Origin of the sequence: Amycolatopsis sp. NPDC004169 (assembly GCF_040610315.1) — a bacterium.
Taxonomy (GTDB): Bacteria; Actinomycetota; Actinomycetes; order Mycobacteriales; family Pseudonocardiaceae; genus Amycolatopsis.
In genome coordinates this window covers 94,504-117,847 of the sequence record NZ_JBEXMD010000032.1, presented here as the reverse complement: position 1 = coordinate 117,847, position 23,344 = coordinate 94,504, and the positions used below count along the sequence as shown (strand labels likewise).

Sequence of the window (23,344 nt, the reverse complement as noted above, 5' to 3'; positions counted from 1 at the left end):
CGCGGGAGCCGCGGGAGCCGCGGGAGCCGCGGGAGCCGCGGGAGCCGCGGGAGCCGCGGGAGCCGCGGGAGCCGCGGGAGCCGCGGGAGCCGCGGGAACCACCGCCCTCGGGACCGCGCCGACCTGAGTCTCTGGGGCCGGGAAACGTGGTGCCGGTGCTCCGCTCTCCCGCGACGGGCGGCGGCGGGGCTGCGGCAGCCAATCCACCCGCGCCAGCGGGTGTCGTTCAGTAGGCAAGGCCCGCACCCGCACACTCCGGCGCCACTGCGCCCTCGGATCGGGGGTACGCCACCGTCGACGGGTCGCCGTCCGATGTGTAGCGGTGGCCCGATGCCGCACCCAGCTCGTCGAGCCAATGGGCCGAGCCGTACTCCGCTTCCTTGCCCGTCGACTGGGAGCGGATGCGCGGGATCGCCGCCGGGTCGAACTTGGCCGAACACGGTGACGGGGACGGCCCCGCTCCCACCAGCAGCGCCCCTCCGTACGCGTAACCCGGCCCCTGGACCGCCAAGCCCGCCCGGTGCGGGCGGCTGCCGTACGGCAGGGCCAGCGTCTTCGGCTGGTAACCCGGGATCGCCTGGCGGATCAGCGCGTCCTCCTCCGCGATCGCCGCCGTTGCCTCGGCTTCCGTTGCCGTGCGCAGGTTCGTGTGGTGGCGGGTGTGGTTGCCGACCTCGAAGCCGTGGTCGGCCAGCCAGCGCAGGGCGCGGCCGTCGGGGTCACCGCCGAACGGGTGCTCGTTCACGTACACGCTCGCCACCGGGCGGAAGCGCGGGTGCGCCGCCGCGACGTCCAGGAGGATGCGGATCGCCGTGCCCGGCTCCGGCTGGCCCTGGGGCGTCAGGCGGAACGTCGTCGGGTCGCCGTCGTCGAACGTCAGGACCACCGGGTGCGCGCCCGCCGGGATGTCGATCCGGCGGGACACCAGTTCCGCCGTCGTGATCGGGACGTAGTCCTCGGCCGCGAGGTGCTCCAGCTCCGCCGTGAAGTCGGCGGGCGTGCGGTCGTAGACCGACTTCGGCTGCGCGGCGAGGCGGTGGTACATCAGGACCGGCACCCGGCCCAGCTCGTCGGCACCCACCTGCCGGGCGGTCGCCGGCGTGACGCGCGCGGGCGCCGCGGCGGGGGCCGGACGCGGCGGTGCGGGCGCCGGGGCGACGGGCGCGGGGCCGCCACAGGCCGCCAGCGCGAGGACAGCCGTGAACCCGGCACCGAAGCGGAAAAGGCAACGCATGCCGGAAGTGTGCGACCGGGCCGCCGCGGGTGCGGGCCGTGCCACCGGGTCGGGTGAGCGCGGAATTGCGTTCGCCCGCCCGGAAATGCGCGTTTCCGCAGGCCGGGGCCATGGCAACGCAATAAGCCAGAGCACGATTCGGTGATCCGCGGGAATCGGGTTTGCCGTAGATCAGCCGCGGGTATTTCCCCGCGATGGTCCCGAAAAAGGCGGATGCCGCCGAACGAACATTCGATCGACGCCTGGTCCTCACCGCCGCTCTCGCGGGCTTCGCCACGAGCGCGTGTGGTGCGCTGCAACGCGGACAGGCACTCGCCGTGCCGGCCCCGGCGCCGGCCGCCGTCGCGGCCACACCGCCGCCGCCACCGCCGAACCCGCTGGAAAAGAGCCTGCTCGTGGGCTTCTGCGGAGCGCCGGGCGCGAAGGCGCTCGGCCGCATGACGGGTGACCTCACCGAAGCGAGCCGCGCGCTGCGCCGCCAGATCGAGACGTTCCCCGCGGGACGTCCGATCACGCCGGTGGTCGAGCTGATCGCCACCACCGTGCACCGCTCGCCGGGTGAGGACGGCATGTTCCGCAGCCGCTGCGCGGACTCGACCGTGCGCGACTACCTCGACGCCGCGCGGGCGATGAAAGGCTTGCTGCTGCTGAACATCCAGCCCGGCCGCGCCGACTTCCTGCCCGAGGTGCAGGCCTACGAGCGCTGGCTGACCGAACCCGACGTCGGCGTCGCGCTCGACCCCGAGTGGGCGGTGGAACCGGGCGTGATCCCCGGCAAGAAGTTCGGCCGCACGACCGGCACCGAGCTCGACGGCGTCGCCCGGTACCTGGGCGGCCTGGCCGACGCGCACCGCCTGCCGGCCAAGGTGATGGTCTACCACCAGGTCGCCGCGTCCGTCGTGCGCGACGAGGCGCTTCTGCAGCAGCACAAGGGGGTTTCGGTCGTCAAGGTCGTCGACGGCATCGGTTCGGCCGCCGCCAAGAAGGCGACGTGGCAGACGCTGATGAAGACGATGCCGGCGCACGTGCGGCCGGGTTTCAAGCTGTTCTTCGACGAGGACACCCGCCGTGGCGCGGACCTGATGACCCCGGCGGACGTCCTGGCGCTGAACCCCACGCCCGCCTACGTCGTCTACGAATAGCCACCGCGGACGCGAAAGCCCGGTGCGGTCCGCCGCACCGGGCTTCTTCGTGGGCACGTCGGCCGCGGACGACGAAAGCCCGGCGCGGGAGGGGATCCGCGCCGGGCCGTCGCCGGCTTGTCCGTCCGGGGTACCGGCCGGCTCAGCCGACCGGGACGGGCAGCCCGCCGAGAAGGTCGTTGACCAGAGCGGAAAGGCTGATCAGCACCCGCTGCAGCAGCGCGTTGAGCAGTGCCGACACCGGCGGCAGCGACTGGCGCGACGCCAGCTGGTCGGCCAGCTTGTCGACGCCCTGGCGGGCTTCGGCGGTGTCCTTCTGCGCGGTGGCCGCGCTGTCCTTGGCCGCGGCCTGGATGCTGTACCGCTTGCCCTGGGCCAGATCCGACAGCAGCGGATCGAGGTGGGCGAGGGTGGCCTGCGTGCCGGGCACGTCCCCGCTGTCCGCCCGCGACGCCAGCTGGTCGCGCAGGCTCTGGACTTCCGCCGCGGCGCTGGTGGTGCTCGACGATCCGTTCCCACCGGGGCCACCCGCGGTTGCCACACCCACCCCCGTGAGGGTCACCGCAGCCGCGGTGACGAACACCGTGAGCGCTCGGGTCAGTGCACTTTTCATGTCGTACTCCTCGGAGATTGTGCGATGCCGACTGCGATCATGGTGAGCGTCGTTCGGCGATAACGCGAGCGGATGCCCGTGGCGGGCGGAGCCGCTTGATTCCGCACGGTGTACGGGCCCGCGGGTCTCCCCGGAACAAACATCGACAACGCGTGAAGTGGTTGTTCGGCGCATTTCCGCATCGGTTACTTTGGGTGAGGCGACCACTCGTTCGTGTCGGACCATTGCGATAGATGGCTGAATCGGCGTGGTTTTCTCCACTGAAGGTGCGCCCGGCGCCAGTTCCGGGTGACACGGGACTTTCACCCGATCGTGAGGTTTATGCGAAGAAAGAATGGGTAATCATGCGCATTTGCCAGGGGGTGGGAAAGCCACTCTTAAGTAGGGTACGATGAAAAAACACTTCTCGCGCAACGAGCGTCTCGCTAATCTGGGCGGCGGCCACGGGGCCGGTTTTCCGGCCCTTGTGTGGCCTCCTCGGTGCCGAGACCTGACAACTGGGCGCCATTCGGAGAGAAGGAAACGCAGAACGTCCCGACGCCACCCGGCGCCGGGACGTTCTGCGCGAAGAGGAGAGGAATGACGGTGCGGGGCACCAGGGTCACCCGGGCACCCGGCGGCGGCCGGGTTCGCGACGGCGCTCAGGCGCCGGGCGGGGGTCCGCGGTGCAGCATCGTCGCGGTCGAGAGGCTTGCCGGAGGCCGGACGTCCCGGCCCGGCGGCACTCGGGCGCCCGGCCGGGACGTGGGGCGCGACTTCGGTGCAATCCGCACGCTCTGCTGCCCGTGCGCGAGCAGCTTCGCTGGAACTCGAGCATCCACGGGCAGCCGGGCCCGCGGCGCCGGGCACACCCCGCCGCTTCCAGTCGATCAGCTATGCGCTATAAGCCTTTCCGTGCCGCAGCAGGGCGATCACGCGCACGACGAGCACCGCGCATCGCAGGCCGGTGACGCTCGGGTACCCGGCCGAGAGGACCCGTTGGGCCATCCGGGTGGCGGCCGGGCATCCGGTGGGGACCGGTCTCACCGCGCAACCGACGCTCAAACGCCCGGCGGGTTCCGCCGCGGTTCGGCCGGCGGGTACGCGTTCGCCGGAGGCTCGCCCGTTCCCGCGGCCGGGTATCCCGTCATCGCACCCGGCTTCGGCCCGCGTCGCACCAGGCCCGCCAGGCCCAGCAACCCGACCAGCCCGAGCAGGCCCCACAGACCGTTGTCGTCGTTGCCGTCGTGGTCGTTGTCGCGGTTCGTCCCGTCGTCGTCGCTCTGCTGCTGCCACGCCGGGGCCGTCAGCTGCGGTGCCGCCGAGGCCGGCACCGCCGTCGTCAAGGCGAACGCCGCGGCCGCGATCCCGGCGCAGCAGAGCCTTCCTGCCCTGTGGTTCATCACCGTTGTTCCTTCCGTCGCGGAAATCGGTCCACCCGGGCGTACCCCCGCCGGCGCGGTCCACACGCGCCGTCACGGGAACGAGCGAAGACTTCGGCGCCCGGACCCCGTTTCCGGTGTGCGTCCGGCTTTTGTAAGATGGCTCCCGGTTCAAGACGGAGCCGTGCGGGGACACGCCGCGTGCGCTCGTCCGCCCCCGGCCGTCTTCCCCTTCCCAAGCGCAGCAGCGCATCCGAGCCGGGCAATACCGTCCACTGCCGTGGACCGGGGGAGAAATGAACACTGAACTCGTCGTCGCGCCACTGGGTGCGACCTACACGCCGCGCCTGATCTGCACCACCGGCGATCGCCTGATCCACCCGGCGGACGGCCGCAACGACCTCGCCAGGATCGTCGTGCGCTGGGCCCGCGCCTGGGTTCCCGAGACCTGGCCCGCCCGCCAGTACTTCGCCGCGCTGGGCATCGGTGACGACGAAAACCCTTGCTACCGCGACGAAGACGTCGTCGGCTGGCACCTGCTGCAACCCCGGCCGGACTCGCTCGCGTGGCGGGTGCGGTCGGGCGAAATCGACGTCACGACCGCGCTGACGGCCGAAGCCGAAGCCTGGCCCGAATAAGGGAAACCCCGCGAAGAGCTCTGCGCCGCCCGGCGCAGGGCTCTTTCGCGTGCCCGGAAACATTTCTTGCCCCACAAGCGATATCCCTGGGCAGACGGGGGAACCGGTTGCCGGCAAAAAGAACCGGAATAACCCGATCGGACCACACGCGGCGCGGTCAGGGGCTCGCGGTACCCACACGATGGTGGCACGAAGTGGAATCCGTGGCCCGGCATCAGTACGTTTCCCTCACACGGGACGGAGAACACACCTTCACTGCCGTCCCGTTCTCCGAATATCGTTGACCGAGGAGCAATCCATGCTGAAGAAGATCGGCTTCGTGACGGCCACCGCCGCGGCCGGCGCGTTCCTGGCCGCCGGCGTCGCCGCGGCCGGCACCCCGGCCGGCCACCACGACCACCACCACGGTTACCCCCACGGCGGCTACGACTACACCGGTCAGGTCGGCCTGGTGAACCTGAACAACACCGACGTCCTGCACAACGTCAACGCCGTCGTCGGCCTGTGCGACGACAACATCAACGTGCTCGGCGTCCAGGTGCCGGTCCAGGACACCGCGAACGGCATCGGCGTGCCGATCCTGTCGCCGGGCTCGCACGAGGCCAGCGGTGAGAACCCGGAGAACTGCGCCTCGGGCGGCCTGTCCGACGGCGGCACGAGCCAGGGCCACTGAGTTCCCGTGCCCGGCTCGTGCGTGCGGAAGCCGAAGCCGGGCACGGGGAAATCGGCCGCCAGAGCCGACGCGCACTGCGTGCCGGGAACACGGAGCGAGCTGCACACTCCGGTTCCGCGTTCCCGGCACGCCGCGACGCCGGACGGCGCCGACCCGGGTGGGACCGGCCACGACGCTGGAGAAGTGCGCCGGTCCCACCCGGCCTGAAGCGCACCTTAACGGATCTTCGCGGGCCCGGCGAACCGAAGCCGGGCCCGTTCCCTTTCCCCGATCCCCCGCCGGGCTCCTCCGGCGGGTTCCCAGAAGGAGTATTTTTCTCGTGATCAAGCAGCTCGGCTTCGTCGCCACCACCCTCGCCGCCGGGATGGCGGTGCTCGGCGGATCCGCGTCCGCGGCCAACGTGACCGTCGCCGGCCACCCGGTCGACTCCACCGACCAGTTCGGCCTGGTCGGGAACGTGCAGAACCTCGACGCCGTGCACAACCTGAACGTGGTCGGCGGCGTGTGCGACGACAACATCAACGTGCTCGGCGTCCAGGTGCCGGTCCAGGACACCGCGAACGGCATCGGCGTGCCGGTGCTCTCCCCGGGCGAGCACGAGGCCTCCGGCTCCAACCCCGACAACTGCGCCGCCGGTGAGATCGCCGACGGCGGGACCGCTCAGGGCAACTGACCCTTCCGGGTCCGACCGCCGCGCGGGTGGGTTCCGCGCGGCGGTTCGTCATGCCCGGTCGAGCCGGTGCAGGGCCACTTCCCGCACGACGAGCAGTACCGCGGCCGCCACGGGCACCGCGACGAACGCGCCGACGACGCCGAGCAGCGCGAACCCGAGCAGCACCGCGACGACGGTGACGAGCGCGGGGACGCGGACGGCGCGACCGACGATCTTCGGCAGCAGCACGTAGTCCTCCACCAGCCGGTAGGCGGCGAAGAAGCCCAGCGTGGCGAGTCCCACCGGCACCGAGACCGTGAGCGCGACGAGCGTCGTGGCCGCCCCGGCCGCCACCGAGCCCGCCACGGGTACCAGGTCGAGCACGGCGACGAGCACGGCGAGCACGAGCGGGTAGGGCACGTCGAACGCCCAGAGCCAGGCGAAGGCGGCGGTTCCGGCGACCAGCGACACGACGACGTTGCCGACGAGGTACGCGCCCACCTTCCGGAAGACCGCGTCGCCGATCAGGATCACCCGCGGCCGCCGCGACCGCGGCGCCAACCGGTAGAGCGCGCTGCGGATCCGCGGGAAGTCGGCGACGAAGTAAGTGGCGAGCACGACGACGATCACGGCGTCGCCCAGCACCGCCGCGAGCGACCTCGCGACGTCGGACACTTCGACGGACCGGATGGCCGCTTCCAGGCCGAAGACCTCGTTGGCGCGGCCGAGCAGCGTGCTGTGGTCGCGCAGCAGGGCCAGGTACCGCGGTGCGCCGTCCTGCAGCTGCGCCGCCTGGTCGGCCAGGGGAACGGCGGCCGCGGCGATCGCGCCGCCGAGGACGCCCAGGCCGGTCACGACGACCACCGCGGTGGCGAGCACGCGCGGTACGCGGCGCGTGAGCCGGGCGGTCACCGGCTCGAGCCCGACGGCGAGGAAGAACGCGATGCCGATCAGCAGCAACACGTCGGAGGCCGCGAGGAGGAGCTCGGCGACCGCGATCGTGACGAGCACGCCGGCCGCGGCGAGCAGCCCGGTGAGGAACGGCGTGCAGCGATCCAGGGGTTTTCCCGGCACTCCCAACGGTTTCTCCTGCCGGGCCGCCGTGCCCTCGGCCTCGCCGACGGGGTGCCCGGCGCGGTACGCTCCGCGGCCGCTGGTTGCGTGCATGGGTGGGCGGCTACCCGGCGGGGTACGGCCGGAATCCACCCGTTCGGGGCACGCGGGCAAGTCCACGCGTCCTGGTGACGTCGCCGGGCTGGCGTTGCCGGAATCGTTGTCACGCCGGGAAAATCGCCTATGCGCTTGAAGGCTCTCCTGCTCGTCCCGGTCGTCGTGGCCTCGTTCGTGATGGCCCCTTCGGCGGCGGCCGCGAGCGCGCCGCGGCTGCTGATCAACCAGGACTTCCCCGACCCGGACGTCGTCAAGACCGCTTGGGGCTACTTCGCCTTCGCGACCGGCGCCGGGCCGACCCGGATCCGGACCGCCGCCGCCGCGGCGCCGGAGGGGCCGTGGCGCGTCGGCGGCGATGCGCTCGCGGCCGTACCCGCGTGGGCCAAACCGGACGGCGGGTTCTGGGCACCGGACGTCACGCAGCTGGCCGACGGCACGTTCGTGCTGTACTTCGCGGCCCCGCAGACGGCGGGCGGCGAGATGTGCCTCGGCACGGCGACGGCGAAGAAGGCGGAAGGCCCGTACACGCCGGCCGGCGACCGGCCGCTCGTGTGCGAGCCCGGCGACCACGGGGACATCGACCCCCAGACGTTCCTCGACACGGACGGGTCACGCTATCTCCTCTACAAGAGTGACGGCGCGCCGACGGGGCCACCCTCGGCGATCTGGCTGCAGAAGCTGCAGGCCGACGGCCGGACGTTGACCGGGCCCCGCACGGAGCTGCTGCGGGCGGACCTCACGGCCGAGATGTCGGTCGTGGAGGCGCCTTCGGTGGTGAAGACGGGGTCCCGGTACCTGCTGTTCTACTCGGCGGACACGTTCCAGAGCACGGGGTACCACACGTGTTACGCGTCGGCGCCGTCGCTGGGCGGAGCGTTCGTGAAGGCGGACGGCAAGCTCCTGTCGACGGACCTGCTCGGCGGCAAGGTGGACGCCCCGGGCGGCGCCGACGTGGTAGACGGCCACATCTACTTCCACGGCTGGCTGGGCGGCGGCCGCACGGCGAGGGGCCTGTACGAGCTGCCGATCACGTTCCCGGGCGACGTGCCCCGGCTGGGCTGACGGTGTCACCCACCCGGGTCACGCTCGGTTGGCCCGCCCGGGGGCCGGTTATTCGAGGAGCGAGGAAACGGAGGAGCGTCATGACGGTGTGGTGGGGCCTGGCGGGCTTGCTCGGGTTGCTGGGGTTGTGCGGCCTGATCCGCGGCCATCGCGCGGACGGGACGGTGGTGGAAGACGACCCGCTGGCCCGCTACCCGGCGGCGCGGGAGCCGGTGCTGCCGAACGCGGACGCGGCGCACACCCCGCTGATGACACCGGCGATCACCCCGGAGATGCTGGCGCGCCCGGAGCTGCCGCGGCCGGAGCCGGTGGGGGAGGGGCGGATGGCGGGGGAGATCCCGGCGCCGCGGCCGCAGTCGGGTGGGCCGGGGGTGCCTGCCGGGGTTTCGGTGGGGTGGTGGGGCGAGGCGGCGAGTTCGGCGGCGCCAGGAGTTTCCGAGGGGACGCCGGGAAGGGCGCAGCCGGCGGCCGAAATTGCTGTGCCGGGGGTATCCGACTTGCCGCGGCAAGGTGTGCCGCCCGCGAACGCCCACTGGGAGCAGGCGCCCGCGGGTGGGGTGCCGCGGCACGCGGCGGCAGGGCCCGCGCCGGAGTGGGCCTCCGCTCGGCCGAATGCGGTGCAGTCGACCGCCGATCCGGTGCCCGATTCCGCTGCAGCACAGGAAAACCCGGCCGGAGTGCGGGCGCCGCAGCAGCCGAAGCACGCGCTCCCGGTCGAGGCGGGTGCGCCGGAAAGCACCTTCACGCGGCAAAGCACTCCCGCCCCGGAGAGCGGTCACGGGGCGGAAGGCACCTTCGCCCTGGAAGGCGCCCCCGTTCCGGAAAGCGCTCCCGCCTCGGCAGGCACCTTCGCTCCGGAAGGCGCCCCCGTACCCGAGAACCCCCGCGCTGCCGAGGCGCGCCCGCAAACCGACCCGCAACCGAAGCCCGCGGCCAACTTCACCTCACCGCCACCCGAACGGAACCCCGGGCTCATCGGCAAGCTGCGCCGGCTCTTCCAGCGCTCCTGACCTCACCCCAGCGGCGCAGCGTCCTTGAACAACCCGGCCAGCAGGTCCCCGTGCTCCTCGATCCGGTCGAGCACCTCGTCGGCCGTGAACGTCAGGTGGTTCACGTGGCGGCAGGCTGCCACCTCGTCCCACGTCACCGGGGTCGAGGCCGTCGGGCGGTCGCGGCCGCGGAGGGAATACGGGGCCACCGTTGTCTTCGCCGGGTTGTTCTGGCTCCAGTCGATGAACACCCGGCCCGTCCGCTGGGCCTTCGCCATCACCGCCGTCACCGTCTCCGGGGTCTCGCGCGCCAGGCGCTGGGCGAGCCGCTTCGCGTACGCCGAGGGGGCCGCCGGGTCCTCCGTGTGGATTCCGCAGTACAGCTGCATGCCCTTCGAGCCCGACGTCTTCGCGTACGGGGTCAGCCCGTCCGCCACCAGGACGTCGTGCAACCGCTCCGCCACCCGGGAGCAGTCGACGATCGTCGTGCCCGGGCCCGGGTCCAGGTCGAACACCAGCCGGTCAGGGGGCCTTCTGGTGCCCGACTCCACCGTCCACTGGGGAACGTGCAGCTCCAGCGCCGCCATGTTCGCCGCCCACACCAGGCCCGGCAGGTCGTCCAGGAGCGGGTGGTCGATCGTGCCGCCGGTGGCGGTCACCCGGACCGTGCGCAGCCAGTCCGGGGCACCCTTCGGGACGTTCTTCTCGAACCACTTCTGGCCGTCGACCCCGTTGGGGTAGCGGATGAACGTCACCGGACGGCCGGCCAGGTGCGGCAGCAGCACCTCCGCGACCCGCGAGTAGTAGTTGATCACCTCGCCCTTGGTGAACCCGGTCGCCGGGTACAGCACCTTGTCCAGATTGGACAGGGTGAGCCGCCGGTTCCCGGCCTGGACGGTGATCCGCTGCCCGGCGGGTTCGGGCGCAGACGGCGACGAAGGTGCGGGTGCGGGCGGGGGTGTGGCCTCGTCGTGCGGTACCGGGCGTGGCGCCAGCACCTCGGCCGGGTCCTTGTCGTGGCGCAGGCCCCGCCAGGCCGTGTGGCGGACCCGGCCGCCGCGGGTGAACTGGCGGTAGACGATCTCGCCCACCAGGCGCGGCTCCACCCAGCGGGCGCGGACGATGTCCTCCCGCGGCGGCGTCGTCACGAACGGATGGGTGCGCCGCTCGATCGCCTCCAGCTGCGCCCTCAGATCCGCCCGGCTCGCCTGGCTGAACCCGGTGCCGACGTCGCCGATGTAGACCAGGTCGCCGGTGGCGGGGTCGTGCGCGCCGAGCAGCAGCCCGCCGAGCGTGCCGGTGAAGCTGCGCTGACCGGGCCGCCAGCCGCAGATGATCGCCTCCTGCGTCCGGACCAGCGGGTGCTTGAGCCACGAGTCCGGCCGCTGCCCGGGGTAGTAGGCCGAGGAACGCAGCTTCGCGACGACGCCTTCGTACCCGGCGGACGCGGCGTGGGCGAGGAAGTCGGCGGGGGTCCGGCGGTCGGCCGCGAGTTCGTCGAAGGTGACCGCGCGGACCACCGAAACGCGGTACGGGTCGGGCATCGGCAGCTCGTCCAGCAGCCGGCGGCGCTCGTCGTACGGCAGCGCCAGCAGGCTCCGGTCCCCGAGCTGGAGCAGGTCGAACGCCAGGAACCGGACCGGGACGTCCTTGAACTCCAGCCCCTTCGGCCCGCTCTGGTGGCGGACGTAGCGGCCGCGGCGCTCCTGCATCCGCTCGAAGTCGATCCGGCCGTCTTCGCCGTAGACGACGACTTCGCCGTCCAGGTAAGCGGCGCGGCCCTCCAGCGCCGGGGCGAGCACGCCCGCGAGGTCGGCGAACTCCGCGGTGAAGTCGATGTTGTTGCGGCTGGTGAGGACGGTGGTGCCGTCCGGGGCGATGCGCATGGCCGCCCGGTACCCGTCGAGCTTGTACTCGTAGGCCCACTCCGGGCCGGTGCGCAGCCGGCCGCCGTCGGGCTTGGCGAGCATCGGCTCCAGCCAGGCCGGGACGAGCGACGCGTCGTCTGCCGCCATTTCGGACCTCCGTCACCTTCTGCGCCCAAGGTAACCCGTTCGGCCTAGATTAGCTGGATTTGTGCAGGTGAAAGCGGCTTGAACGCCTGTTCGGCGTGCCGCTCAAGCACGCAGGAAGTCGTCGACGGCCCGTCGCAGCGTCGCGCGCACCGTTTCGGCGTCGTCGAGTTCGCCGCCGTGCAGGGCGCCGTCCCGCAGCAGGACCAGCACGCGCGCCGCGTGGTCCGGATCCGGGTGGCCGAGGTCCGCCGCCTGCTCGCGCAGGACGCCGAAGAACCACTGCCGGTGGTCGTCGATGACCCGGCGGACCCGGTTCACCGGGTCGGGGTACTCGGCGGCGGCGTTGAGGAACTGGCAGCCGCGGAAGTCCTCCCCGCAGGTCGCGTCGCCGACCACGGCCAGGGTCTCGGCCAGCGCCTCCCGCGGCGGCCGGCCCGCGCGCGCGGCGTCGACGGCGGCGCGGATCTGACGGCTGGTCTCCGCGAGGTAGGCGGCCACCAGGTCGTCCTTGGTGGGGTAGTGGCGGTAGAACGTCGCCCGCGTCACGGACGCCTCGGAGACCAGGCGCTCCACCCCGACGGCGTGGATGCCTTCGGCGTAGAAGAGCCGGGAGGCGGTCGCGAGCAGCCGGTCCTTCGGGTGCGGCTCGGCGGTACTCATCCCCCCAGCTTAGAGAAAGACCGATCGTTCTGCCAGATCGGCTTCGTCACATTGCCACGGCGGCTGTGGAGGTCCAGAGTAGCTGACAGAAAGACCGATCGTTCTCTCTGAAGGAGCCAGTCATGAGCAAGCCCACCATCGTCCTGGTCCACGGCGCGTTCGCCGACTCGTCCAGCTGGACCGGGGTCGTCGCGAAGCTGCAGGAGCAGGGCTATCCGGTGGTCGCGGTGGCGAACCCGCTGCGTGGTGTGGAGTCGGACGCGGCCTACGTGAAGAGCGTCGTCGAGAGCGTCGACGGCCCGGTCGTCCTGGCCGGCCACTCCTACGGCGGTGCCCTGATCACCCGCGCGGCCACCGAGACGCCGAACGTCAAGGCCCTCGTCTACATCGCCGCGTTCCAGCCCGACGCGGGGGAGAGCGTGTTCGAGCTGTCCGGCCGCTACCCGGGCGCCAAGCTCGGCCCGGAGACCACGAATGTCCTGGTGCACGCCGGCGAACCCGAGCTGTCGATCAAGCCGGCGGACTTCGCCGAGGTCTTCGCGGCCGACGTCCCCGCGGCCACCGCGGCGGTCATGGCGGTGACCCAGCGGGCGGTCGCGCAGCAGGCGCTGGCCGCGCCGTTCGAGGGCACCCCGGCGTGGACGAAGCTGCCTTCGTGGACGCTGATCGCGAACCAGGACAACGCGATCCCGGCCGCGGCGCAGGAGTTCATGGCCGAGCGCGCGTCGTCGACGGTCCGCCGGATCGACGCCTCGCACGCGGTCGCGGTGTCCCAGCCTGAGGTCGTCGCCGAGGTGATCCTGAGCGCGGCGGCGGACGTCGAGTGAACCGGAGCGGTCCCGGCCGGGTGTCCGGCCGGGACCGCCCGTTCGGAAGGTCAGCCGAGCAGCACGCTGTCGGCCAGCCCGGCGAGCAGCGCCGCGGCGTCGTCGTAGACCGCCACCGCGCCGGCGTCGGACAGCTCCGCGGCACCGACGCCACCGGAGAGCACCGAAACCGTGCGCACGCCGGCCTTGGTGGCGGCCTGCACGTCCCAGACCGCGTCGCCGACGAAGACCGTCTCCTCCGGTGCCGTACCGGCCTTGTCGAGCGCCGCGTACACCGGCTCCGGATCGGGTTTCGTCGCCTCGACGTCGTCGCCGGAGACGATCCCGGCGACCACGTCGTCGACGTCGAGGACCTTGCGCAGCACCTCCAGCTCGTCCGGCCCCGCCGACGTCGCCAGCACGACCCGCACCCCGCGCCCGGCCAGTTCCCGGACGAGCTCGGGCGCACGGTCGAACGGCCGCAGCAGCCCGGCGGTCTCCAGGTAGTAGCGGCTGTGCAGCTCCTTGGCCCGGTCGCCGATCCGCTCGGTGTCGTCGTCGCCCAGCAGGGTGCGCAGCAGCTTGCCGGAGCCCTTGCCGATCGCGCGGTGCACGCGCCAGGAGTCGACGTCCCGGCCGAGCTCGTGGAACGCCCGGCGCCAGGCGTGGACGTGGAGGTAGTTGGAGTCGACGAGCGTGCCGTCGACGTCGAACAGGACCGCGGTGGCGATGACAGGCTCCTCGGGTCGGTGCAGTTTCCCGGTGTTTCGCGCAGGGTGCTCCGGATACCCCCGACCGGCCGGAAGTACACGTGGCCGGCCGCGCGAGGTCAGGCGCGGGCCCGCGGGTAGGTCCGGCGCTCGCCGATCCGGCCGTCCTTGGTGTGGATGAAATGGGCCGTGCCGCGCTTGAGCGCGAGCTTGCGGCCGTCCGCCACCGCCTCGGACTTCGTCTCCGCGCTGCCGGACGCCCGCGCGTTGCCGACGACCTTGTTCTTCCAGACCGAACCGTCGAAGAACGTTTCGACGTCGCCGTCGGCCGGTTCGAGCGCCGATTCTTCCTCGACCGTCTGGTAAGTCCCGAAGAGCGCCGGGTCGGGTTTGGGTGCGGTGCCGGGGCCGCCGAGGGGTTCGGGGTCCATGAGGTATTCGATGCCGGCGTCGGTGGTCCAGCTGGCGCCCTTGGCGCCGTCGGGGCCGTCGGACAGGTGCCAGATGGTGTGGTTGTGCGTCTGGTCCTCTTCGTCGAGCAGGGCGCCGGGGGCGATGTCGCCTTCGAGGCCGTCGGCCTTGAGTTCTTCGATGGCGGCGAGCCACTGTTTCTGGTGGACGGTGTCGCGGGCGAGGTTGAACTTCAGCATGGCTTTGACGCCGGGGTCGTCGGTCATGTTGTAGAGCCGGGCGGTTTGGAGGCGGCCTTGGGCTTCGGCGGCGGCGTTGGCGCGGAAGTCGGCGAGCAGGTTGCCGGAGGCGATGATGTATTTGCCGTTCCAGGGGTAGCCGTTGCTGTCGGCGGGGAGGGCGCCGCCGCCGGCGACGATGGCTTGCTGGACGTCCATGCCGCCGAGGGTGGCGGCCATGACGGGGTCTTTGACGGCTTCGGCGGTGACGGTGGCGGGGGCGCCTTCGAGGAGGCGGGCGACCATGGTGGCGAGCATTTCGACGTGCCCGATTTCTTCGGTGGCGGTGTCCATGATGAGGTCTTTGTACTTGCCTTCGATGCGGCAGTTCCAGCCTTGGAAGAGGTATTGCATGGTCACGGTCATCTCGCCGAAGGCGCCGCCGATGAGCTCTTGGAGCTTGCGGGCGTACACGGGGTTGGGCTTTTCGGGCTTGGCTTCGAACTGCAGCAGCTTCGTGTGACGGAACACGTCGTCTCCCTTCCGAGCCCGCGGGGTTCCCCCGGAGAACCGGCTCAACCGGGGATCCGCCGCGTTTGACGGGTTCCGGACCGGTTATTCGAACGGGTGATCGTCGTGGAGGAGGTGGTCGCCCGTGCTCGCCCGGCACAACTCGGTGTGGCTGGTGCCCCGGCAGGGCGTCCCGGCGCGGGCCTCGGTGGTCGGCGTGCTGGACCAGACCACGTACGCGCAGCTGCGCGACGGCCTGCTCGAGTTCGCGGTGGACTCCGCGGACGGCGTGCTGATCGACGTCGAGCGCCTCGAACTGCGCGATCGGGCGCTGGTCCGGGTGTTCACGCTGGTCGCCCTGCGGGTCCGTGACTGGCCGGCGGTGCCGTTCGCCCTGGTGACGGGCCGTCCGGACCAGCGGGCGGTGCTCGTCGGGAGCGGAGTGCCGGTCTACCCGGACGCGGCCGCGGCACGGGCGGCGCTGCCCAGCCCTGCCCGCCGCCGGGCGAGCCGGGTGCTCGACCGCTTGCCGCGCACGTCGGCGCGCGCCCGCGGGTTCGTCCGCGCGATCTGCGCCGAGTGGATGGTGCCGGAGCTGGTCGAGGACGCGGAGCTCGTCGCGACCGAACTGGTCGAGAACACGCTGCGGCACACCGGTTCCGCGCCCCACCTGGCGCTGGAACTGCGCCGGGGGACGCTGTCGGTCGAGGTTTCCGACGAGAGCACGCGGCCGGCGGTGCTGCGGGAGGCGCTGAACCTGGCCGAGGCGGGACTGGGCCTGCGGATGGTCACCAAGGTCGCGAAGCGGTGGGGGAGCAGCCGGTCCCGCTCGGGCGGCAAGACCGTGTGGGCGCTGCTGGCCCGCTGAAGCACGAGAGGGAAGGCCGCCACACCGGTGGCCGCCTTCCCACCCGGGAACCGGTCAGGCGCCCGGGCCGGAGTAGATCTCCGCGGCCGACGGCTCGGACACCGGCGACGGCTTGTTCCAGTCGCTGAACTCCATGGCACCGTTCTTCGGGTCCGCCATGCGCAGCAGGTAGTGCGGCTCGGTCGCGGCCACCGTGGCCGTTCCGTCCGTGCTCGCGAAGCTCAGGGCCGGCGCACCTGCGAGGGTCGTCTGCTCGCCCGGCTTGAACGTCGTCTTCTGCAACTCGCCCAGCGTGCCCTGGGTGAACGACTTGTAGTCGAGGAACGTCTTGAACGCGGCCCCGATGCTCTGGCCGATCTTGGCCGTCGACGACACCCACTTGCCGGTGAGCTGCTTGGCCAGCGCGGCGGGGGCGCCGGCCTGCTTCACCAGCGAATCGGTGAACTTGAAGAAGTACTTGTCGCCGATCCGCAGCACCGGGATCTCGAGGCCGTCCTTGACCACCGTGCCGCTCGCGCTGTCCGCGTTGAGCTGCAGGTCGAGGTTGAGCGCGCTGCCCTCCTGGGTCATCGTGCCCTTGACGTGCACGGCCGACGCCTGCTTGGCGGCGTCGTTGATCGCCGTGCCGACGTCGGCGGCGTCGAGGGCGGGTGCCGCCGGAGCCGTGGACGACGCCGGGGCGCTGGTGCCGGCCGCGGCCGGAGCGGGTGTTTCCGCGGCGCCGGAACAGCCGGCGATGGCGAGGGAACCGGCCGTGAGGAGCGCGGCCAGGCGAAGGCGAGCCATGGGTAGTCCGTTCGTGAAGGCCGGGGCGTCCCCGGACACGAAGGAGCTATCGTCCGAAAGGGTGATCCGTTACACCCGTCGTGACGCAGGTCATCGCACCGAGCGGCGGGGCCGGTAGTCGCGCTCGGTCTCGATCTCGCCCTCCGGTGTGTGGACGAAGTGCCCGACCCGCCGCTTCCGCGCGATCTGCCGCCCCGCGAGCACCGCGTCGATCCGGCGGGGGGAGGTGTTGGACGCCCGCAGGCCGCCTTCGACGCGGTTCTTCCACAGCCCGTCTTCGAAGTAGGTGTGAACGTCACCCTCCGCCACGACTTCGCCTCCCGACGTGAGACCCGAAGGGCTCCGGTTGCCCGGGGACGTAGCGGACAAACGTCGGAGCGCGGTCAGGTCAGCCGGAGTACTTCGATGGCGTTGTCCTTGAGGATCAGCGGCCGCACCTCGTCCTTGAGGTCCAGTTCGGCGAAGTCGGCGAGCCAGCGGTCCGGGGTGATCACCGGGAAGTCGGAGCCGAACAGGACTTTCCGCTTCAGCAGCGTGTTGGCCGCGCGCACCAGCTGCGGCGGGAAGTACTTCGGCGACCAGCCCGAGAGGTCGATGTACACGTTCGCCTTGTGCGTCGCGACCGAGATCGCCTCGTCCTGCCACGGCACCGACGGGTGCGCCAGGATCACCGTCAGCTCCGGGAAGTCGGCGGCGACGTCGTCGAGCAGCATCGGGTTCGAGTAGCGCAGCTTGATCCCGTGCCCGCCCGGCAGGCCGGCGCCGATGCCGGTCTGCCCGGTGTGGAACAGGGCGGGCACGCCCAGCTCGGCGATGGCCTCGTAGAGCGGGTAGTACCGGACGTCGTTGGGCTCGAACGCCTGCAGGCTCGGGTGGAACTTGAACCCGCGCACGCCGTGTTCGCCGACCAGCTTCCGCGCGCGCAGCACGGCCGCCTTGCCGGCGTGCGGGTCGACCGAGCCGAACGGGATCAGCACGTCCGCGTGCTCGGCGGCGGCGTCGGCGATCTCTTCGCTCGAGAGCGCGGGGTGCCCGGTGGCGGCCGGCGCCTCGACCGTGAAGACGACGGCGGCCATGTTCCGCGCCCGGTAGTGCTCGGCGATCGCGGTCACCGTCGGCGTGCGGTCCTGGCCGGCGCGGAAGTACTTCGCCGACGCGTCCAGCAGTTCCTGGTCGAGGGCGAAGCAGCCGTGGCCGTCCTGCTCGACGTGCGTGTGGACGTCGATGGCGGTCAGGGAGGAAAAGTCCACGAAGAACTCCAGGTCAGGGCAGGTCGGGTTGCGCGGCCTTGGCGGCCAGCAGGGCGTTCAGGACGGTGTCGCGGGCCGTCACCAGTGCCCGGTCGTCGGTGCCCGCCAGTTCGGCGTCGACACCCGCGACGAGCGTTTCGGCCAGTTCCGGGGTGAGGTGGACGCGCCCGAGGTCGCGCCACCACTGTTCGGTGGGCGGCCCGAGGTGGGCCAGGACGTGCGCGAGCCCGCCCGCGCCGCCGGAAAGGTGCTGGTTGACGAACGGGCCCAGCACGGCCCAGCGCAGGCCGGGCCCGTAGGCGATGGCGGTGTCGATGTCGGCGACCGTCGCGACCCCGCGTTCGACGAGGGAGTACGCCTCCTGCCACAGCGCGGCCTGCAGCCGGTTCGCGACGTGGCCGGGTACCTCCTGCGCCAGCCGGATCGGCCGCTTCCCGACCGAGGCGTAGAACGCCACGGCCCGATCGACCACCTCCGGCGCGGTCTCGCGGCCCGGCACGACCTCGACGAGCGGGATGAGGTGCGGCGGGTTGAACGGGTGCCCGACGACCACGCGCTCGGGGTGCTTCGGGCAGCCCCGCGCGATGACGCTCGGCAGCAGCCCGGACGAGCTGCTCGCCAGGACCACGTCCGGCCGTGCGGCCTCGTCGAGGACGGCGAACAAGGCGTGCTTGACGTCCTCGCGCTCCGGCCCGTTCTCCTGGACGAAGTCCGCGGCGGCGGCCGCTTCGCCGGGGTCGGCGACGAACCGCAGCCGGTCCGTCGGCACGTCTTCGAGGGCACTCCGCAGCCGCTCTTCGGCGCCGGGCGCCGGATCGGTGGCGACGACGTCGAGGCCGTGCCCCAGGAAGAGCTCGGCCCAGCTCGCGCCGATCACCCCGGTGCCGACGATCGCCACGGTCGTCATGCGCGCTCCCGGAGGAACGCGTCGAGGGCGGCGGGATCGGCCAGCACGTCCCGGCCGACGACCTCGTCGACGGGGGCGCCGCGCAGGAGTTTCTTCACCGGCAGCTCCAGTTTCTTCCCGGTGCGGTTGCGGGGGATCGACGGCACGGCCGTGATCGCGTCCGGCACGTGCCGCGGCGACAGCGCCCCGCGCAGGGCCGTCGTGATCTTGCGGCGCAGGGCGTCGTCGAGCTCGCCGCCGGGGCGCAGCGCCACGAAGAGCCGGAGATCGCCGTTGCCGCCGGCGGGGTCTTCCAGGTGCACGACGAGGGAGTCCTCGATCTCCGGCAGCTCTTCGACCACGGCGTAGAACTCGGCGGTGCCCAGCCGGACGCCGCCGCGGTTGAGCGTGGCGTCCGAGCGGCCGGCGATCACGCAGCCGCCCTCGGGGGTGAACCGGATCCAGTCGCCGTGCCGCCAGATCCCGGGGTAGGTCGAGAAGTACGTTTCGCGGTAGCGCTCGCCCGAGTCGTCACCCCAGAACCCCACCGGCATCGACGGCATCGGCGCGGTGATCACCAGCTCGCCGAGTTCGCCGACCACTTCGGTGCCGTGCTCGTCGAACGCCTTCGCGTCGACGCCGAGGCAGGGCCCGGAGATCTCGCCCGCCCGGACCGGCTGCAGCGGGCTGCCCTGGACGATGCCGCTGCAGACGTCGGTGCCGCCGCTGCCGACGTTGAGCAGGACACCGGGGAACCGCTCGTGCACCCAGTGGAAGCCCTCGGCGGGCAGCGGGCTGCCGGCCGCGCCGAGCTGCCGCAGCGCCGACAGGTCGTATTCGGCGGCCGGGTCCAGGCCCGCTTTCCGGCACGCCATCAGGAATCCCGGGCTCGCGCCCATCAGCGTCGCCCGCGTCTGCGCGGCCAGCCGCCACTGCCAGGCCAGGTCCGGGTGCAGCGGGTTGCCGTCGACCAGCACGATCGAGGTGCCGGTGAGCAGGCCCGAAACCAGCGCGTTCCACATCATCCACGCGGTGGTGGAGAACCAGAGCATCCGGTCGCCCCGGCGCAGGTCCCAGCTGAGGCCGTGGTTCTTGAGGTGCTCCAGCAGGATCCCGCCGTGGCCGTGCACGATCGCCTTCGGCTTGCCGGTGGTGCCGGAGGAGAACAGCACGCACAGCGGGTGCGCGAAGCCGACCGGCTCGAAGCCGGGCGCGCTCTCGGTCAGCAGGTCGTCCCAGGCGAGTGTGCCGGTCAGGTCGTGGTCGCCGTAGGGGACGTGCACGACGTGCTCGACGGTGGGCAGGCCCGCGCGGATCCCGGCGACCTCGGCCCGGCGGTCGACGTCCTTGGCGCCGTAGCGGTAGCCGGACACCGTGAGCAGGACCCGCGGTTCGATCTGGCCGAACCGGTCGAGCACCGACCGGGCGCCGAACTCGGGCGCGCAGGAAGCCCAGACCGCGCCCAGGCTCGCGACCGCGAGGTAGGCGACCACGGCTTCCGGGATGTTCGGCAGGTACGCGACGACGCGGTCGCCGCGGCGCACGCCGAGCCGGGCCAGCCCGGCCCGGGCGCGGGCGACCTGGTCGCGCAGCTCGTCCCAGGTCAGCTCGGTGCGTTCGCGCGTCTGGGAGTAGGCGATGACCGCGGCCGCGTCGCCCGGCCCATGACCGAGCGCGTGTTCGGCGTAGTTGAGGGTGGCGCCGGGGAACCACTCCGTGCCGGGCATGGTCCGGTCGGGGACCACCGCGGTGGCCGGGGTGGCGAAGCGGACGCCGAAGAAGTCCCGGATCGAGGACCAGAAGCCGGCGAGGTCGGTCACCGACCAGCGGTGCAGGTCCGCGTAGCCGTCGAAGGAGTGCCCGCGGTCGGCCAGCCACCGCAGGTACCGGCCGATCTCGGTGGTTTCGCGGACGTCGGGTGCGACCGGGCGCAGGATCACCGGCCCACCTTCCCCGCGCGCTTGTCGAGGAACGCCTGCATCCGTTCCTTCGCCTCGGCGCTGCCGCCGGCGATGGCGGCCATCAGCGCCTCCATCAGGTAGCCCTCGGCCGGGTTGGCCTCGGCGATGCGGGGCAGGGCCTGCAGGACGGCGAAGTTCGTGATCGGCGAGTTGTCCGCGATCTTGCGGGCCAGGCCGAGCGCGTGCTCCAGGCCGTTTTCGACGCGGTAGTGCGACAACCCGGCGGCGTGGCCTTCGTCGGCGTCGAGCACGCGGCCGGTGAGCATCATGTCGGCCATCCGGTGCGCGCCGATCAGCCGCGGCACCCGCACCGACGCGCCGCCGCCGACGAACAGCCCGCGCTGGCCCTCCGGCAGGGCGTAGAACGCCGACGGCTCGGCCACGCGGATGTGCGCGGCGGCCGCCAGTTCCAGGCCGCCGCCGACGACCGCGCCCTTGAGCACCGCGACCACCGGGACGCGGCCGCGTTCGAGCCGCTCGAAGGCGCGGTGCCACATCATCGAGTGCTCCAGGCCCTCGAAGGCGTCCCGCTCGGTGAGCTCGGACAGGTCGAGCCCGGCGGAGAAGTGGTCGCCGACGGCGTCGAGGACGACGGCCTTGATCCCCGGCGGCGGGCTGCCGAAGAACGACTCGAGGCCGAGCACGGTGGCGTCGTCGAGGGCGTTGCGCTTTTCGGGACGGGCCAGCCACAGCACGGCGACGTCGTCCCGCAGCTCCAGGCGCAGCGACGGGGGCAGGAGTGGGGCGGTCATGCGGGTCCGTTCGTGAAGGTTTCGGCGGCCAGCGCGCGGAGTTCGACGCGGCGGATCTTGCCGGTGGCGTTGCGGGGCAGGGTGTCGGTGAACCGGATGTGCTTCGGGATCTTGTAGCGGGCCAGGTGCCGTTCGAGGTGGGCGCGGAACTGCGGCTCGTCCAGCTGCGCCCCGGGGCGGACCACGACGAACGCCGCACCGGCCTCGCCCCAGCGGTCGTCGGGCACCCCGACCACCGCACAGGCGTCGACCGCGTCGAGCCGGGCGGCGACCGCCTCGATCTCGGCCGGGTACACGTTTTCCCCGCCGGAGATGATCATGTCCTTGACCCGGTCGACCACGTGGGCCCAGCCGTCGTCGTCGACCCGGACGACGTCACCGGTGCGGAACCAGTCGCCGTCGACGAAGCTCGCCTTCGACTCCTCCGGCCGGTTCCAGTAGCCGCCGAAGACGTGCGGTCCGCGGACGAGCAGCTCGGCCGGCGTCCCGGAGAGGGGCTGCGGCGCCAGGTCGGGGCCGAGCGCCGCCACGTCGGTGAAGAAGTGCGGCACCCCGGCGGCAACCGGGTGGGCCGGCGTGCCCTCGTGGGTGGCCATCGAGACGCCGGGTGCGGCCTCGGTCATGCCGTAGCCCTGCAGGAGCTGCACACCGCGGTCGAGCCACGCGCGGGCAACGCGCTCGGCCACCGGGGACCCGCCGTAGAGCACGCACGTCAGCGAGCTCAGGTCGGTGCGTTCCCAGTCCTCGTGGCGGCACATCATTTCCAGCATCGTGGGCACCGCCGAGAAGCTGGTGATGCCGGCGGCGCCGATGCGGGCGAGGATGGTGCCCGGGTCGAACTTCGCCACCGGCTCCACACTGCCACCCTTGAACAGCGTCGGCAGCGTGATCTGGCCCAGCCCGACGCAGTGGAACAGCGGCGCGATGCACAGCGCCTTGTCGGTGCCCAGCACGTCGAGGTGCGCCAGCTGGTTGACGGTGTTCCAGGTGAGGTTGCCGTGGGTGAGGACCGCCGCCTTCGGCCGCCCGGTGGTGCCGGAGGTGTAGAGCAGCAGGCACGGGTCCTCCAGCCCCACTGCGGTGTCCGGGGCCGGCCCGGCCTCGGCGATCTCCGCCTCGAAGGTCCCGGCGGCCGGGTCCGTCGCGATGACGACGCCGTCCGGGAGCGCACCGGCCGCCGCCACGAGCTCGGCGGTGTCCGGGCTGTGCACGAGGACCGAAGCACCGCAGTCGTCGAGCATGTACCGGATCTCGGTGGGGGAGAGGCGGTAGTTGAGCGGGACGAAGATCGCGCCGCAGCGGGCGGTCGCGAAGAGCGTCTCGAACACCGTGATGTCGTTGACGCCCAGGTAGGCCACGCGGTCGCCCGGCCGCACGCCTCGCCGGATCAGGGCGCCGGCGAGGCGCTCGACCCGGCCGGCCAGCTCCGCGTAGGTCGGCGAGCGGTCCGCCTGCACCAGCGCGGTGCGGTCCGGGTTGATCCGCGCCCGCCGCGCGGGCCAGCTGCCCAAGCCGAAATCCGGGAGGTTCACCACGGTCTCCTTCACCAGCGCAGCACCGGTTTGCTCGTCCGGCCGCCGACCATGTCGTCGGCTGCCTGTTGAATCTGCCCGAAGTCGTGGTGGGTGACCAGCTTCCCGAGCGGGAACCGGCCGGCGGCGACGGGTCCGGCCGGCGCAGCGTCGTCAAGGCCGCCGCGGACGCGCCGCCGGAGCTGCTCGCCCCGCTCGGCTGCGGCGTCATGACCGGCGCCGGTGCTCTCGAGGGTGGCGAGCTCGTCCGCGTTCGCCCGCACCGGGTCCGCGACCCGGTGCGGCACCCGGGCCCGCTCCCGGCCCGGTGTCGGGGCCCGGCCGGCGGCCGCCTGCCGAGCCGCGGCCACCTCCGGGCGGGGCCGGGTGCCCGGCCGCTCCTCGACTGCGGTCATGGGTTCGACTCCTCACCGAGCTGTATATCAGGAACCCTGAGATAGCCAGG

At 72.3% G+C, this 23,344-nt stretch carries 23 protein-coding genes and 2 pseudogenes; 8 read left to right on the top strand and 17 right to left on the bottom strand.

Features of this window, described 5'->3' with window-relative positions; translation table 11 throughout:
- Positions 1 to 226: 226 nt before the first annotated feature.
- Positions 227 to 1,234, bottom strand: a complete 1,008-nt coding sequence (locus ABZX11_RS33880) for a polysaccharide deacetylase family protein (RefSeq protein ID WP_354920768.1) — start codon at positions 1,232 to 1,234, stop codon at positions 227 to 229.
- Positions 1,235 to 1,428: 194 nt separating this feature from the next.
- On the opposite strand from ABZX11_RS33880, the gene ABZX11_RS33875 reads away from it, so the two are divergent.
- Positions 1,429 to 2,376, top strand: coding sequence for a hypothetical protein (locus ABZX11_RS33875; RefSeq protein WP_354920765.1), 948 nt, complete (start codon positions 1,429 to 1,431; stop codon positions 2,374 to 2,376).
- A 142-nt stretch (positions 2,377 to 2,518) separates the two neighbouring features.
- On the opposite strand, the gene ABZX11_RS33870 is transcribed toward ABZX11_RS33875, so the two are convergent.
- Positions 2,519 to 2,989: a hypothetical protein gene (locus ABZX11_RS33870; RefSeq protein WP_354920762.1), complete on the bottom strand. Its 471-nt coding sequence runs from the start codon at positions 2,987 to 2,989 to the stop codon at positions 2,519 to 2,521.
- A 1,040-nt stretch (positions 2,990 to 4,029) separates the two neighbouring features.
- Positions 4,030 to 4,371 carry a WGxxGxxG family protein gene (locus tag ABZX11_RS33865; protein WP_354920759.1) on the bottom strand — a complete coding sequence of 114 codons (342 nt, stop codon included), beginning with the start codon at positions 4,369 to 4,371 and terminating at the stop codon, positions 4,030 to 4,032.
- Between the two features lie 275 nt (positions 4,372 to 4,646).
- On the opposite strand from ABZX11_RS33865, the gene ABZX11_RS33860 reads away from it, so the two are divergent.
- From ABZX11_RS33860 to ABZX11_RS33850, 3 genes are all read left to right on the top strand, one after another.
- Entirely contained in the window at positions 4,647 to 4,988 is a 342-nt protein-coding gene (locus tag ABZX11_RS33860) for a hypothetical protein (protein ID WP_354920756.1), read from the top strand.
- Positions 4,989 to 5,286: 298 nt separating this feature from the next.
- The gene (locus tag ABZX11_RS33855) at positions 5,287 to 5,661 is read left to right on the top strand and encodes a hypothetical protein (protein WP_354920753.1); all 375 of its coding nucleotides are present in this window, start codon (positions 5,287 to 5,289) and stop codon (positions 5,659 to 5,661) included.
- 319 nt (positions 5,662 to 5,980) lie between these two features.
- A complete protein-coding gene (locus tag ABZX11_RS33850) occupies positions 5,981 to 6,334 on the top strand; it encodes a hypothetical protein (RefSeq protein WP_176170230.1) in 354 nt (117 codons plus the stop codon).
- A gap of 48 nt (positions 6,335 to 6,382) precedes the next feature.
- Here ABZX11_RS33850 and ABZX11_RS33845 read toward each other — a convergent pair whose 3' ends face one another.
- Positions 6,383 to 7,480, bottom strand: a complete 1,098-nt coding sequence (locus ABZX11_RS33845; protein WP_354920750.1) for an AI-2E family transporter — start codon at positions 7,478 to 7,480, stop codon at positions 6,383 to 6,385.
- Between the two features lie 129 nt (positions 7,481 to 7,609).
- On the opposite strand from ABZX11_RS33845, the gene ABZX11_RS33840 reads away from it, so the two are divergent.
- Both ABZX11_RS33840 and ABZX11_RS33835 read left to right on the top strand, forming a co-directional pair.
- A complete protein-coding gene (locus ABZX11_RS33840; RefSeq protein WP_354920747.1) occupies positions 7,610 to 8,545 on the top strand; it encodes a glycoside hydrolase family 43 protein in 936 nt (311 codons plus the stop codon).
- 80 nt (positions 8,546 to 8,625) lie between these two features.
- A complete protein-coding gene (locus ABZX11_RS33835; protein ID WP_354920744.1) occupies positions 8,626 to 9,555 on the top strand; it encodes a hypothetical protein in 930 nt (309 codons plus the stop codon).
- 2 nt (positions 9,556 to 9,557) lie between these two features.
- Here the strand turns inward: ABZX11_RS33835 and ligD are convergent, their stop codons facing one another.
- Entirely contained in the window at positions 9,558 to 11,549 is a 1,992-nt protein-coding gene (gene ligD, locus ABZX11_RS33830; RefSeq protein WP_354920741.1) for a DNA ligase D, read from the bottom strand.
- Between the two features lie 102 nt (positions 11,550 to 11,651).
- Positions 11,652 to 12,209 (bottom strand): TetR/AcrR family transcriptional regulator, encoded by a 558-nt coding sequence (locus ABZX11_RS33825; protein WP_176170226.1) that lies wholly within the window; start codon positions 12,207 to 12,209, stop codon positions 11,652 to 11,654.
- A 122-nt stretch (positions 12,210 to 12,331) separates the two neighbouring features.
- On the opposite strand from ABZX11_RS33825, the gene ABZX11_RS33820 reads away from it, so the two are divergent.
- On the top strand, positions 12,332 to 13,036 hold the full coding sequence (locus ABZX11_RS33820; protein WP_354920737.1) for an alpha/beta hydrolase: 705 nt from the start codon (positions 12,332 to 12,334) through the stop codon (positions 13,034 to 13,036).
- Between the two features lie 50 nt (positions 13,037 to 13,086).
- Here the strand turns inward: ABZX11_RS33820 and ABZX11_RS33815 are convergent, their stop codons facing one another.
- The 3 genes and pseudogenes from ABZX11_RS33815 to ABZX11_RS33805 all read right to left on the bottom strand — a co-directional run.
- The gene (locus tag ABZX11_RS33815; RefSeq protein ID WP_354920784.1) at positions 13,087 to 13,731 is read right to left on the bottom strand and encodes an HAD family hydrolase; all 645 of its coding nucleotides are present in this window, start codon (positions 13,729 to 13,731) and stop codon (positions 13,087 to 13,089) included.
- Positions 13,732 to 13,844: 113 nt separating this feature from the next.
- Positions 13,845 to 14,015, bottom strand: a pseudogene (locus tag ABZX11_RS33810) (DUF2188 domain-containing protein); the annotation flags it as partial.
- 72 nt (positions 14,016 to 14,087) lie between these two features.
- Positions 14,088 to 14,885 (bottom strand): annotated as a pseudogene (locus ABZX11_RS33805) (manganese catalase family protein); the annotation flags it as partial.
- Between the two features lie 124 nt (positions 14,886 to 15,009).
- On the opposite strand from ABZX11_RS33805, the gene ABZX11_RS33800 reads away from it, so the two are divergent.
- Positions 15,010 to 15,732 carry an ATP-binding protein gene (locus ABZX11_RS33800; RefSeq protein WP_354920734.1) on the top strand — a complete coding sequence of 241 codons (723 nt, stop codon included), beginning with the start codon at positions 15,010 to 15,012 and terminating at the stop codon, positions 15,730 to 15,732.
- 54 nt (positions 15,733 to 15,786) lie between these two features.
- Here the strand turns inward: ABZX11_RS33800 and ABZX11_RS33795 are convergent, their stop codons facing one another.
- The 8 genes from ABZX11_RS33795 to ABZX11_RS33760 all read right to left on the bottom strand — a co-directional run bounded on the left by ABZX11_RS33795 (position 15,787) and on the right by ABZX11_RS33760 (position 23,294).
- Positions 15,787 to 16,518, bottom strand: a complete 732-nt coding sequence (locus tag ABZX11_RS33795; RefSeq protein WP_354920731.1) for a hypothetical protein — start codon at positions 16,516 to 16,518, stop codon at positions 15,787 to 15,789.
- 90 nt (positions 16,519 to 16,608) lie between these two features.
- Positions 16,609 to 16,827 (bottom strand): DUF2188 domain-containing protein, encoded by a 219-nt coding sequence (locus ABZX11_RS33790; protein ID WP_176170222.1) that lies wholly within the window; start codon positions 16,825 to 16,827, stop codon positions 16,609 to 16,611.
- Positions 16,828 to 16,901: 74 nt separating this feature from the next.
- Positions 16,902 to 17,768, bottom strand: a complete 867-nt coding sequence (couO, locus tag ABZX11_RS33785; protein WP_176170221.1) for a 4-hydroxyphenyl-beta-ketoacyl-CoA hydrolase — start codon at positions 17,766 to 17,768, stop codon at positions 16,902 to 16,904.
- 13 nt (positions 17,769 to 17,781) lie between these two features.
- The gene (locus ABZX11_RS33780; RefSeq protein WP_354920727.1) at positions 17,782 to 18,675 is read right to left on the bottom strand and encodes a 3-hydroxyacyl-CoA dehydrogenase NAD-binding domain-containing protein; all 894 of its coding nucleotides are present in this window, start codon (positions 18,673 to 18,675) and stop codon (positions 17,782 to 17,784) included.
- A complete protein-coding gene (locus ABZX11_RS33775) occupies positions 18,672 to 20,594 on the bottom strand; it encodes an acetoacetate--CoA ligase (RefSeq protein ID WP_354920724.1) in 1,923 nt (640 codons plus the stop codon). Before ABZX11_RS33775 ends, ABZX11_RS33780 begins: the two co-directional genes overlap by 4 nt.
- A complete protein-coding gene (locus ABZX11_RS33770) occupies positions 20,591 to 21,367 on the bottom strand; it encodes a crotonase/enoyl-CoA hydratase family protein (protein ID WP_176170218.1) in 777 nt (258 codons plus the stop codon). The genes ABZX11_RS33775 and ABZX11_RS33770 overlap by 4 nt, the downstream gene beginning before the upstream one ends.
- A complete protein-coding gene (locus ABZX11_RS33765; protein ID WP_354920720.1) occupies positions 21,364 to 22,899 on the bottom strand; it encodes a long-chain fatty acid--CoA ligase in 1,536 nt (511 codons plus the stop codon). The genes ABZX11_RS33770 and ABZX11_RS33765 overlap by 4 nt, the downstream gene beginning before the upstream one ends.
- 11 nt (positions 22,900 to 22,910) lie before the next feature.
- Positions 22,911 to 23,294 carry a hypothetical protein gene (locus ABZX11_RS33760; RefSeq protein WP_354920717.1) on the bottom strand — a complete coding sequence of 128 codons (384 nt, stop codon included), beginning with the start codon at positions 23,292 to 23,294 and terminating at the stop codon, positions 22,911 to 22,913.
- Between the last annotated feature and the right edge of the window lie 50 nt (positions 23,295 to 23,344).